This is a genomic window from Microcystis sp. M_QC_C_20170808_M9Col, from assembly GCF_007095495.1.
Lineage (GTDB): Bacteria > Cyanobacteriota > Cyanobacteriia > Cyanobacteriales > Microcystaceae > Microcystis > Microcystis aeruginosa.
The window spans coordinates 1-12,074 of sequence record NZ_SFBZ01000101.1 but is presented as its reverse complement, the minus strand read 5'-3'; the positions used below and the strand labels follow the sequence as shown (position 1 = coordinate 12,074).

The 12,074-nt window shown below is 40.9% G+C and carries 11 protein-coding genes and 1 pseudogene; 6 read left to right on the top strand and 6 right to left on the bottom strand.

Going from position 1 to position 12,074, the window contains the following annotated elements; genetic code table 11:
* Positions 1–117: 117 nt before the first annotated feature.
* Positions 118–666 (bottom strand): annotated as a pseudogene (locus EWV68_RS06375) (helix-turn-helix domain-containing protein); the annotation flags it as partial.
* A 198-nt stretch (positions 667–864) separates the two neighbouring features.
* Here EWV68_RS06375 and EWV68_RS06370 point away from each other — a divergent pair.
* Complete coding sequence (locus EWV68_RS06370) at positions 865–1,260, top strand: hypothetical protein (RefSeq protein WP_061432971.1); 396 nt, start codon at positions 865–867, stop codon at positions 1,258–1,260.
* Positions 1,261–2,107: 847 nt separating this feature from the next.
* Here the strand turns inward: EWV68_RS06370 and EWV68_RS06365 are convergent.
* Positions 2,108–2,245, bottom strand: a complete 138-nt coding sequence (locus tag EWV68_RS06365; RefSeq protein WP_192846062.1) for a hypothetical protein — start codon at positions 2,243–2,245, stop codon at positions 2,108–2,110.
* A gap of 69 nt (positions 2,246–2,314) precedes the next feature.
* On the opposite strand from EWV68_RS06365, the gene EWV68_RS06360 reads away from it, so the two are divergent.
* Both EWV68_RS06360 and EWV68_RS06355 read left to right on the top strand, forming a co-directional pair.
* A complete protein-coding gene (locus tag EWV68_RS06360; protein WP_002757834.1) occupies positions 2,315–2,929 on the top strand; it encodes a Uma2 family endonuclease in 615 nt (204 codons plus the stop codon).
* 216 nt (positions 2,930–3,145) lie between these two features.
* Positions 3,146–5,896, top strand: a complete 2,751-nt coding sequence (locus tag EWV68_RS06355; protein WP_287169226.1) for a glycerol-3-phosphate acyltransferase — start codon at positions 3,146–3,148, stop codon at positions 5,894–5,896.
* Positions 5,897–6,675: 779 nt separating this feature from the next.
* Here EWV68_RS06355 and EWV68_RS06350 read toward each other — a convergent pair.
* Complete coding sequence (locus EWV68_RS06350; RefSeq protein ID WP_287169225.1) at positions 6,676–8,832, bottom strand: putative PEP-binding protein; 2,157 nt, start codon at positions 8,830–8,832, stop codon at positions 6,676–6,678.
* Between the two features lie 325 nt (positions 8,833–9,157).
* Here EWV68_RS06350 and EWV68_RS06345 point away from each other — a divergent pair, with 325 nt between their 5' ends.
* From EWV68_RS06345 to EWV68_RS06335, 3 genes are all read left to right on the top strand, one after another.
* Positions 9,158–9,853, top strand: a complete 696-nt coding sequence (locus EWV68_RS06345) for a response regulator transcription factor (RefSeq protein ID WP_002795661.1) — start codon at positions 9,158–9,160, stop codon at positions 9,851–9,853.
* 89 nt (positions 9,854–9,942) lie between these two features.
* Positions 9,943–10,179, top strand: coding sequence for a DUF433 domain-containing protein (locus tag EWV68_RS06340; RefSeq protein ID WP_002795660.1), 237 nt, complete (start codon positions 9,943–9,945; stop codon positions 10,177–10,179).
* A gap of 22 nt (positions 10,180–10,201) precedes the next feature.
* Entirely contained in the window at positions 10,202–10,450 is a 249-nt protein-coding gene (locus EWV68_RS06335; protein WP_239698190.1) for a DUF5615 family PIN-like protein, read from the top strand.
* Here the strand turns inward: EWV68_RS06335 and vapC are convergent.
* The 3 genes from vapC to EWV68_RS06320 form a co-directional block, all read right to left on the bottom strand.
* Positions 10,434–10,805: a type II toxin-antitoxin system VapC family toxin gene (vapC, locus tag EWV68_RS06330; protein ID WP_012265076.1), complete on the bottom strand. Its 372-nt coding sequence runs from the start codon at positions 10,803–10,805 to the stop codon at positions 10,434–10,436. The genes EWV68_RS06335 and vapC overlap by 17 nt on opposite strands.
* Complete coding sequence (locus EWV68_RS06325; protein ID WP_061432967.1) at positions 10,802–10,996, bottom strand: type II toxin-antitoxin system VapB family antitoxin; 195 nt, start codon at positions 10,994–10,996, stop codon at positions 10,802–10,804. The genes vapC and EWV68_RS06325 overlap by 4 nt, the downstream gene beginning before the upstream one ends.
* A gap of 394 nt (positions 10,997–11,390) precedes the next feature.
* Positions 11,391–12,074 (bottom strand): WD40 repeat domain-containing protein (locus tag EWV68_RS06320; protein WP_287169224.1); only part of this gene is annotated, 684 nt, incomplete at its 5' end.

Below are 12,074 nucleotides of genomic sequence, written 5' to 3'. Positions count from 1 at the left end.
AATAAAGCTTATTAAAAGAATGAGTTATGGATTTACCAATTTTCAACATCTTCGACTTAAGCTGTTTGCTTGCTTTAATTCATAACAAAAATTAACACACGAAAACCAGAAGAGCCAATTAAATAGCATTTGATAAAGTTGATGACAAGATTGTTGGAGATGACGAATTTTTTCCGATGGGCAAATCACAATAGAAGAAGCGGAAGAATTTAAAAACTTTTTCGCTTCTGGTAACTCTAAATTTTGGCACAATTGTTGCAGATAATTATCATGAACGTAAAGCTGAAAACGATTAGAAAAAGGATGTTGAAAAACGGAAATTTCTGATTTAGGGGGGATAATCCCCAGATAGTTATTTTCTAATGGATACAAATTTTGGAAGAAGACGGAATTCACCCGAATAGGAATCGCAAAAACCCACATTTTAGAATGGACTACTCCCACAACATTTATTAAACAATTACGTTGCGATAATTCTAACATCACTTCATCGATGATGATCTTTGAAAGATACCCTTCAAAATGATCACCACTGAGTTGTAAAGCATCTCCGTTGACAAATTCTCGATTCTGAAAATAGCGAGAAAAGTCACAAAAATATTCACTTTTAAAGGTTAATTCCTGAGAATCAATTAAAATATTAGTTTTATTGTCAAAAATAAACATCTATATAATTACTTGGTTATTGAGTGAAATTAAGCTTTTTTGCCCATCAATTTAAAAACTTGCGTTTTTTGGATCATCTTAGCATAGAGGACTGAGTAGTATGAGTTACAGCAGAGTTGATTTGTTAATTTTGTCCATCAGTGTAATTCCAGTTAAATCTCTCACGTTTTTCCGTTATCAATTACTAAGGAGATTTCGATGGCTAAACAATATATGCCCCTTGAAGATTGCTCTGGGTCTGCGGTATTGGGTGGAGAAATTCCGCAATTACGTCCCCCGGCATTTTCTGATAACTCAAAATATACCACATTTACCTATACCTATTATCCAGAGGGATTGGAAATTTCCGATAGCTATATCTATTATCCAGGAGAATCAGAAATTTCCGAAGCCCTTGCTAGGGAAATCACTACGTTCGCCGTTCCCCCGACAAATTATCCAGAGGGATTGGAAATTTCCGATAGCTATATCTATGATCCAGGAGGATCGGAAATTTCCGAAGCTGTTGTTCCTAATATTAGCACTCGTCTCTTCTATGCGCTCAAAGCAATCATAGCATTTTTCATCAGAATGAGCCATGGGCAAGGGGCTTAAACCCTTTGTTGGCAAAACTTGTCGATACCTCAGTAACGTGAAAAGCGCTATAACTACACATCTAAGCCGCCGACATCGTCTTCATCATCAGGAATTGCTGGAACATTCAAGAAAACGGGTTTCTTAAAGAAACCCGTTTTCTGGTTTAAAATGATCAACCCCTCCAATTAATGAAGGGTTAATTGAAGTTTTCATTGATGGTTTCAGGTTAGAGAACGCAGCCTACTATAGGCAAAGGAACAGGGAATAGGGAACGGGGAAAAGGGCGGCTCTCTCTCAACAAATTTGGGGGGCTATTCCCTTAAGTTGACAGCAATGGAATGCTTGCGCCCTCCCCTAGATAACTCTGCTTATCACCACAAGTACGGGATAGCCTAAATGTTAATTTTTATTAAATTGTCATGCAGAATACATTATAGGGGGGGGTAGTGTGTATCGTTAATTAAAGGTCGCCTTTGGGGTTGGGTTACGTTGTCCCTCAACCCAACCTAATTGTCCAAAATAAAGATTTTTTGAGCTAAATTGATGTTTAATTTTGGTGGGTCAAGCAAAATACGATTTGATGGATTCTATTACTCTGAACCCTATGAAGAACACTTTGGGGAAGTAGATTTTCTGCGGTTTTACCGTGACGGTTCTTGCATTAAGCACTGGACTCAATCAAACGACATCGACTTCATCATGCAGTACATTGACGTACCAGCAGCTAGACATGGCCAGAACACTCTATCTGGATGGGCTGGAACATTCAGCGTTAATCAAGGAGACCTCTTTATAAACTTACTAGGCGGGTCCGGCGGTAAAGAATTTTATGAGGGTGTAATATTGCCAAATGGAGATCTAAAAACTAACTGGCAACTGACTCCTTCCAATCCTTCTTATGGGCCTCGCCGTCGTTACCAATTATATTTTTGGTTTCGTCCTCATCGTTTTTGGCAGCGATAGTGCGATCGCAGATTGTGTAGAGAGTTTGTAGGGTGGGCAATGCCCACCTTACTTCAAGGTAAAATAGAGCTAAGGAAGTTAGTAGAGAGAGAATGCTATTTTGCCAGCTATGAGCCAAACTTTACCTAAAACTGTTAATTTCGAGGAATTCGTCCTTTGGCTGCCTGAAAATTCGGGAGTGCGTTATGAGCTACACAAGGGAAATATTATTGAAATGGCACAACCCGCAGGAGAACACGAGGAAATCAAAGGATTTTTAACTGTTAAACTCAGTGGAATAATTGATAGACTAGGGCTTCCTTATTTAATTCCTAACCAAGCGATTGTCAGACCTGCTGGTAAAAATTCTGGTTATTTTCCCGATGTATTAGTGCTAAATCGAACCAAGCTCGCTCAGGAAAAATTATGGAAAAAAGAATCAATCCTTAGGGATGGTGCATCTATCCCTCTGATAATTGAAGTCGTATCGACTAACTGGCGTGATGATTACTACTTAAAATTTGCTGATTATGAAGAAATGGGTATTCCTGAATATTGGATTGTCGATTATGCAGCCTTGGGTGGGCGTAATTTTCTCGGCACTCCTAAACAACCGACCATCTCTGTTTGTCGCTTAGTTGAGGAAGAATATCAAATTCGGCAATTTCGAGACAGAGATATCCTGATCTCCCAGACTTTCACGGAATTAAATCTCACTGTCAATCAGATTTTCTTAAGTCTGTAGGGTGTGCATCGTCCACCTTACTCTTTTCGCTTTTTTCTTCAGTTTAAAGGTAAGTATATTCTCGTTGATTTTGCCGCTTAAAATCCGCAATTATTGCCTTTATTTGCTCCATCTGCTTGGGTTTTAAGCCATTAAACTCAATTTATTTTATCGCTTTCGTGTTCATGTTCTCAAGGTCGTTACTAAGACAAGATACTAAACTAAGACGCATTTTAAATGAGAGAAATTTGGGGTTCCCTATTTATTTTTTTAGTCTGTCCTATAATCGGGGGACTGCCTCTGATCGATTGGATAAATTATCTAGTAACTGGACGTAAATTATCCCAATTAGGTACTGGTAATATCGGTGTAACTGCCGCTTTTTACCATGGGGGTAAATTGGTGGGAATTTTGGCGGTAATTTCGGAAGCAGCCAAGGGAATTATCGTTATTTTCCTAACCCGTTTATTTTTTCCCACCGGCTCCCCTTGGGAATTATTAGCTTTAATTGCCTTAGTCATGGGGCGCTATTGGTTAGGAAAAGGTGCGGGAACTACTAATGTTTTCTGGGGATTAATCGTTCACGATTTTGTCGCTGTTTTTCTCACCTCAATCATTAGTGGGATTAGCTTTACTATTTTTCGAGAAAAATCTACGGGTAGATTGGTAGGATTATTTTTATTAGCTTTAATTCTCACCTTGCGCCGTCCCCACGATTCAGGTTATATTATAACTGCCATTGCTTTAGCCTGTTTATTAGGGGCAATTTTTCAAAAAATAGCCGACGATTTAGACTTACCCGAAGCAAGTGTTAACAATGAATCAAAAACTATGTTTCGTTTTTTTCGTGGAGATCGATCGCTCCAAACCCTTGATGACAATCTGACGGCCTTAAAAGTGGGACAAAAAGCCGCCACTTTAGCCTATCTTAAGCGTGCCGGTTATCCCATTCCTAGGGGGTGGATTTTACCACCGGGGGATGATCCACAACCGTTAATAGAATCTCTTAATCCTGATATTAATCATCCCTTAGTCGTGCGCTCTTCCGCTATTGGAGAAGATAGTGAAACCGCCTCATCTGCGGGACAATATACCACAATTCTTAACGTCATCGATCGAGAAAATTTAGCGGCGGCGATTTTAAGTTGCCAAACCTCCTATAATAGTCCTAATGCTGTTAATTATCGACTCGATCGAGGTCAAGAAAACACGGCCATGGCTGTGTTAATCCAAGAACAAATTCGAGGAGTTTTTTCGGGAGTTGCCTTCAGTCGTGATCCGATTAATCCTCTCAGTTTAGATGTGGTTATTGAAGCTTTACCCGGAGATGCCACCAGAGTTGTATCGGGAAGAATCACCCCCGAAAGTTATCGAGTTAATTTAGAAGAAAATATTATCATCGGAGCGGGAGATATTCCCCCGGCTATTATTCAACAGGTAGCTAATCTTTGTCGGCAATTAGAAAACCTTGATCATGGCATTCCCCAAGATATAGAATGGACTCATGACGGACGAAAATTATGGTTATTACAGTGCCGTTCTATCACTAATTTACAGCAAATTTGGACAAGAAAAATCGCAGCTGAAGTTATCCCTGGGGTGATTCGTCCTTTGCCTTGGTCAATTAATCGTCCTTTAACCTGTGGAGTTTGGGGAGATATTTTCCAGTTAGTTTTAGACAAAAAAGCCCTCGATTTGGACTTCAATGAAACAGCGACTTTACACTATCAAAGAGCCTATTTTAATGCTTCTTTATTAGGCACAATTTTCCGTCGCATGGGATTACCTCCAGAAAGCTTAGAATTCCTGACCAAAGGGGCAAAGTTTACCAAACCACCTTTAACGGCAACTTTGGCTAATTCCCCTGGTTTATTAAAACTTTTAGGACGGGAATTACAGTTAGAAAAAGACTTTAGCCAAGATCAAAAAAACTATTTTATCCCGACGCTCAAAAAAATTAACGCTACTTCCCCAGAAGCTTTATCTTCAGGGGAGATTTTAGAGCAAATTGAGGAGATTTTAACCGTCTTAAAAAAAGCCACCTATTATAGTATTCTTGCCCCTCTTAGCTTTGCTTTGCGTCGCAGTATTTCGCAAGTACCTTTTGAGAAATTGGATAACTCCCAAGCACCAGAAATAGCCTCAATGCGATCGCTATCTGAACTGAGAAAAAATACGCTCGATCGAGATTTTGACTCGGCTTTTTCCCTCTGGTTAGAAACCTACGGTTATTTAAGCGAAGTGGGGACTGATATTTCCATACCGAGATGGCGAGAAAATCCCCAAGAGCTGCTACAACTCCCCTTAGATAGTCCGGGTAATAATAGCCATAAAAAAGTTAAATCTTCCCATACTGTCCAAAAAAGATTAAATATCAAAAACCAAGTGACTGAAATTTACTCCCGTCTTTTAGCTCACCTACGCTGGCATTTTCTCGCTTTAGAAACCCTCTGGTTACAGCAGCAAATATTATCGGAGACGGGAGATATATTTTATCTAAATTACTCAGAAGTTATCCAGTTAGGTCAGAATAATAAAATCGCCAATCTTAAGCAAATTATCCGTCAGCGTCGCCAACAATTCCAAGAAAACTCTCAATTAACCGATATTCCCTACATCGTTTATGGACAACCACCGAAAAGAGAATTTTTAGTTTCAAATTTAACTGCCAAAAAACGCTTACAGGGAATTGCCGCTAGTGGGGGGACAGTGGAGGGACGAATCAAAATTATGCCAACCCTACAAAATCTAGAAATTGCCCCTAATACTATTCTCGTTATTCCCTATACTGACTCAGGATGGTCGCCTTTATTATCCCGGGCTGTGGGCATTATTGCCGAGGTGGGGGGACAATTATCCCATGGTGCTATTATTGCCAGAGAATACGGAATTCCCGCGGTTATGGATGTGCATAATGCCATGAAATTGTTAAAAGATGGTCAATTAATTCGTCTCGATGGCAGTCAAGGAATTATTGAAATTCTCTAGGCATTAGGGGACAGGGTGTGGGGTGTGGGGTGTGGGGTGTGGGGTGTAGGGTTTTCCCGATTTTGAGGAGGTCAATTACCTAATTTTCAGGGAAAAAGTCCCTGAATTTTCCCCCCGATCACTCCCATATCTGGTACTTTTTGATTGACAAAAAGTCTAAAAGTGTTACCCAACAAAGTTTTCAGATTTATTCAGCAAACCTTATCTAATGCTAAATCCTGTTTAAGAAGAGCGCCGGAGCGGGAAGTGGGAAGTGGGGAAGTGGGGAAGTGGGGAAGTGGGGAAGTGGGGAAATTGAACTAAAACCCCAAAACCCCAACACCCCAACACCTAAAACCTGTCTCCTGTCTCCTGTCTCGGAGTCTCCTGTCTCGGAGTCTCCTGACTTCTAACCCAATGTTGCTCAAAGATAAGCAAAAATTATTCATTGACTCCAAAAACTTGAGAATATTTAAATTAACATTTCGCAATATTTACAAATTCTTAAGAATTAATTGAGAAAGATTTTTATTTAACAACGATGTTACAATGGTTACAGCGATTTTACTGAATTTCATAGTGGGGTATTCTATGCTTTTTTGGGCAGCAACGGTTGAACCCCTTGCCACACCTAGAAGGTAATCCTAACTAAGACAGGTAAATGAGTCAATTTCACCCACAACGATGATCTTTTTTTTGTGTAGTTTTATTGCAAAAAAAAAGTTTTTTTGACAAAAAGCACAAAGTATGAATTAGGAAGTGGGGTAGTGGGGTAGTGGGGTAGTGAGGTAGTGGGGAAGTTATCTGCTATTTTCCAATAAAAATCTTCTTTCGGCGCGAACAATTGCCTCTCTAGTGGCTAAAACTGCTTCTGTATCCACCGAAAGAGAAGTCACACCCCAAGCAATCAGATCATCGATAAGTTCAGGATACTGGACGATGGCCATGCCGCAAACGGAACAGGGAATCTGTAAAACTTTTGCTTGAGTGATAATTTGTTTTAAAGCTGCCCTGACTGCGGGATGACGGGCGTTAAAATATTCTGAGAAATGTTCTCGATCGCTACCTAAAAGTAATTGAGTTAAATCATTAGTACCAATAGCGATTAACTGTACCCCCGCTTGCACATAATCCGCTAATTGAAAGATTACCCCGGGTACTTCCACCATTATCCCCAATTGGAAAGAAGGGACTTGAGTGAGTAAAGCCGATTGTACCCGTTGCCGGCAGAAAATAAATTCTTCAACCCCGCGGACAAAGGGAAGCAGTAAATTAATATTGGTGGCGCTGGTGGTTTGTACCCGTCGTAAAGCTTGCAATTCCAGATCGAATAGAGTCGGATCTAATATATAACCATGGGTTCCCCGACTGTCTTTAGTCGAATGTTGAGCATCAAAAGAACGGTAAAATAAAGGCTTAGGCTGGATACTAAGGGCAAATTGTGCGATTAAATCACTTAATCTCTCGATCAATGCTTCTTGATGCTCTGGCGTTAACCATTCTTCTAGATTACGCTGAGAAAGTAACTCTAAAATCATCCATTCTGAGCGCAATAAACCGATCCCATCAATAGGCAGTTCTTGGATTCTGGCAATACTTTCAGTTTGACTGAGATTAACCATCAAACGGGTAGCAATTGCCGTCCCGTCGGTTTCTCTGGGGGGTGGAGGGGGTAAGGAAATCTGTTCCTGAGATGCTAGAGAAATAATTCCCCTCGTACCATCTACTAAAATTATCTCGCCTGAGCGGATAATTTCCGTGGCATTTTTCACCCCGACAATGGCAGGAATGGCTAATTCCCGGGCTAAAATGGCTCCATGGCTAGTTAATCCCCCCTGTTCCGTGATCATTGCTCGAATTTGGCGTAAATGGGGCAGTTTTTTCGGAGGTAAATTAGTAGTAACCAGAATGCAATCCTGAAAATTTGCCTCTGGGGAGTCGAAATTGCTGATCACTTTTGCCACTCCCGATGCCAACCCCGGGGATGCCCCTAATCCTCTTAAGGGATAATGGCAGGTAGTAGCGGTGATTTCCTGACTGTGACAGCTAAGAATATAAATTTGACCATCCAGCATCATCAGCCATTCTATGCTGGTTAACGTCGGTTTTTCCGCCAGTAGAGATTGAACCAGTTGACAAAGGCGATCGAGGGCGAAATTATCTAAACAGTAGCTTTCCTGTAAACTGGGTGCTAATAATTGTGCCGCAAGCAGATTACTGTCACTATTGAGATAATAAGCGCGGGATTTATTGCCTAATTGCCGACTGCGTAATTGACCGGAGCGATCGATAATGTAGGTATCCGGTGCCACTTCTCCATTAACTAAACTGTGTCCTAACCCCCAAACTGCCTGAATTTTCCAGTTATCGTCATTAATCAACACATTTCCCGCACAATTGGCCGGTAATAACGGTTGTACCAGTAAAGATAATTGAATGTTTTCTAAACCAATTCCCATTTTTCGCCAATAAAATAGACTTCTGGCGGTGAATAACTCCGCCCAAGCTTGTTTTAGGGCATTTTCTAGATTATCTGCTTTAATTCCACTGATTGGGGCAGAAAATAAACCGAGAGTTCGCCGAGCCAGATTAGCTGGTAGGGAAAAGCGCCATACTAGGGTATCCATGGATAATTGTGCCACGGCCGCCGCTAGTTCTTCTAACCAGAGAGGAGGAATTTGCGCTTGTAAAATGGCGCGCCGACTCTCTTTGGCGACTAATTGCAGAGCTTTTGCGTTATCTACGTCTAAATAGAGGGAAGATTGCGGAAAATCAGTCAAGAAAGAGTCAGCCTTGTTGATAGTTTCCAAAAATTCCGCAAAAATGCGGTTAAAAATGGCAAATCCCCCGATAATTGGGTATCCTCCCTGGTGTAATTCACTGGCAATAAAAGCTTTTTCCCCCACCAGGGGGCGATCAGAAGCACTAATGCGATCGAGCCAGCAGAGAATGGTCACGGGATTTGTTAAGAATGGTGAAAGGATTCTAAAATAATCTAGGTGATTTTTGTAACTTTTTAGTTCTATCTGCTAGTTTAACTCACCGTCACTATCTTGAGGATGATCTGGGAAGTGGGGAAGTGGGGAAGTGGGGTGTAGGGTGTAGGGTGTGGGGTGTAGGGTGTGGGAAGAACAAAGCTGCCTTTTGCATGAGTGCCTTTTGCCTTTTGCATGAGTGCCTTTTGCCTTTTGCATGAGTGCCTTTTGCCTCCTGACTACTGACTCCTATCTCCTTAGCTGATAAGATAGGATTCGGACAATATTCGATCGCTGCGAGAAATTGATGGACACACCTGCGAAAGTTTTGTTAGTGGATGACGAACCGGGGGTTCGTGAATCTGTGCAAGCATATCTACAGTACGGGGATGACTTCGAGGTAAGAACTGCTAGTAATGCTAACGAAGCCTGGGATTTACTCAATCAAGAAATTCCGGAATTAGTCATCTCCGACATTATGATGCCGCAGGTGGATGGCTATCAGTTTCTGAAGAAATTGCGCGAAGATGCTCGTTTTCAGACAATTCCCGTGGTTTTTCTCACTGCTAGGGGGATGACAAGCGATCGCATTCAGGGTTATAATGCCGGTTGTGATGCTTATTTATCCAAGCCTTTCGATCCCGAAGAATTAGAAGCATTAATCAAGTCTTTAATCGAGCGCCGTCGTCAATCCCTGCAAGCCACCAGCGAAAACGCTAGATTAGAAGAAATTGCCCGAGATATCCGGGAATTAAAACAGCAGGTGGGACAACAGAACACTTTTACTACTACTCCCCCCCCGATTAAAATTGACCTTACCCCCCGGGAACAAAGTGTTTTAGATTTAGTAGCGGAGGGATTGATGAATAAAGAAATTGCCAGTCGTCTAGAAACCAGCGTCAGAAACGTAGAAAAATACGTCAGTCGCTTATTTAGCAAGACTGGTACTAATAGTCGCACGGAATTGGTACGTTTTGCCCTAAAACACGGTTTAACCAGTTAATATAGCAGCTAAGGACAAACTAGCGGGCAACTTTCTTCTTAGAAATATCCCCTGGGGAAAAAGGCAGATGACAAGCAACTGAATTACCTATGGAAAAACAACTTTGGCAGCGAATCACCCTCGATTTAAATATCTGTCATGGCAAACCTTGCCTTCGAGGATTGCGTTATCCTGTTGAATTTATCCTAGAATTACTTAGTTCTGGCATGAGTATCGAAGATATTTTAGCCGACTACGATGATTTGGAACGGGAGGATATTCTAGCCGCGTTATTGTTTGCCACTCGGTTGACTCAGGTAAAAAGCATCTACCAAATTGCACCATGAAGTTTTTAGTCGATAAAATGCCATGACAGATGCAGAAATTAACGCTCTTTCAATTCAACAAAATCGTATTGTTATTACCAAAGACACAGATTTTCTCGATTCATTTTTAATTAGTCAAGAACCTTATAAGCTTCTGCTAGTGACTACGGGTAACATTACGAATGTTGAATTAGAAGCATTATTTCAGAATAATCTAACCCAAATAGAAGCACTTTTTACTCAACATTCGTTAATAGAAATGAGTCGCAACTCAATCATCGTTCATCATTAGTAGTAGGACAAGCTGAAATTAGCTTTAAGTGCTTCACGAAAGGAATAAAATCTTTATCTGAAAAAAGGAGCGGAAGATTATTTTCAATACAAAAGGAGGCAATAATAACATCAGCAGTTTTCCTAATAGTTATCCCCTTCTTGCGTAACTGGCGATAATTGTCCGCGCTTTTCAATGCCATTCTCAAACCTAGTAAATCATAAATAGTCAATGAAGTTAGTAAGCGATAGGCTATTTGATAATCCTTATCACTCCTAAAACCTTGGAGAACTTCGGTGAGAATAATATCACCAATAGCTATCGGCTCAACTCCCAGCAGTAAATCAATCCAAACACTAGAATCCACAAGAATCATTGATTGTGCCTCATTTCCTCAAGGTTTCCTTCCCATTTAAGCTTACCTTTAAAGGCTTTAATTTTCTCCTGTTGTTTGAGCCGAATCAAAGTCTTAAGACCCAATTCAACAACTTCTTGTTTAGTCTTTAAACCAGTAGCTTTAAGAGCATCAGCCATGAGTTGGTCATCAATGATAATGTTAGTCGTCATCCTATCCCTAGTTGTGTATAGTAGATTGTTAATATACACATTATATAGGGTTTGCTGAATAAATGTGAGATGTAAGCAAGGTAGAGATTTTGTGGCTTTTCTCGCTCCCACAGGTGCAAGATTGTGAGAGAATCGTCGTTCAAAATCTTGCGTCTTTATCGGCCCGCGTCCTGTAGGGGCGAAGCATTCGGACAATAACCTATCGGTGAAACTGTAGATTTTCTATCCGAATGCTTCGCCCGTACTTTTTGCCGCATACCCTATTTAGGAGAAAACTGCTCGATTCAATAATTTGAGCCAAAACCCAATATTTTTAAAGACATCGGTGCAGTTTCCCGCAAGTATCGCTCATTTTTGATAGACAAAAGTTATTGCTGTCACCCCCAACACAAGTTTACTGTCCCACCCGCCAAATTTTGATAGTATCGTCAACACTTCCACTAGCTAAATAGCGACCATCGGGACTATATGCTACTGATAAAACTGTCTCAGAATGACCGGTAAGGGTACGCAATTCTTTTCCCGTTGCTACCTCCCAAATTTTGATAGTATTGTCATGACTCCCACTAGCTAAATAGCGGCCATCGGGACTATATGCTACTGACCTAACCACATTAGAATGACCAGTGAGGGTACGCAATTCTTTTCCCGTTGCTACCTCCCAAATTTTGATAGTATCGTCATCACCCCCACTAGCTAAATAGCGACCATCGGGACTATATGCTACTGAATAAACCCGGTAAGAATGACCAGTAAGGGTACGCAATTCTTTTCCCGTTGCTACCTCCCAAATTTTGATAGTTTTGTCACTACTCCCACTAGCTAAATAGCGACCATCGGGACTATATACTACTGACCAAACCGCCCTAGAATGACCAGTAAGGGTACGCAATTCTTTTCCCGTTGCTACCTCCCAAATTTTGATAGTTTTGTCATAACTACCACTAGCTAAATAGCGACCATCGGGACTATATACTACTGACAAAACCCCACTAGAATGACCAGTAAGAGTATGCAATTGTTTTCCGGTTGCTACTTCCCAAATTTTGATAGTATTGTCACTACTCCCACTAGCTAA

What these genes read in the sequence shown, in the direction of transcription:
- EWV68_RS06370 (WP_061432971.1), top strand. Translation starts at nt 865, where the DNA reads ATGGCTAAACAATATATGCCCCTTGAAGATTGCTCTGGGTCTGCGGTA.
- EWV68_RS06335 (WP_239698190.1), top strand. Translation starts at nt 10,202, where the DNA reads ATGACAGATGCAGAAATTAACGCTCTTTCAATTCAACAAAATCGTATT.
- EWV68_RS06345 (WP_002795661.1), top strand. Translation starts at nt 9,158, where the DNA reads ATGGACACACCTGCGAAAGTTTTGTTAGTGGATGACGAACCGGGGGTT.
- EWV68_RS06355 (WP_287169226.1), top strand. Translation starts at nt 3,146, where the DNA reads ATGAGAGAAATTTGGGGTTCCCTATTTATTTTTTTAGTCTGTCCTATA.
- vapC (WP_012265076.1), bottom strand. Translation starts at nt 10,805, where the DNA reads ATGATTCTTGTGGATTCTAGTGTTTGGATTGATTTACTGCTGGGAGTT.
- EWV68_RS06340 (WP_002795660.1), top strand. Translation starts at nt 9,943, where the DNA reads ATGGAAAAACAACTTTGGCAGCGAATCACCCTCGATTTAAATATCTGT.
- EWV68_RS06325 (WP_061432967.1), bottom strand. Translation starts at nt 10,996, where the DNA reads ATGACGACTAACATTATCATTGATGACCAACTCATGGCTGATGCTCTT.
- EWV68_RS06360 (WP_002757834.1), top strand. Translation starts at nt 2,315, where the DNA reads ATGAGCCAAACTTTACCTAAAACTGTTAATTTCGAGGAATTCGTCCTT.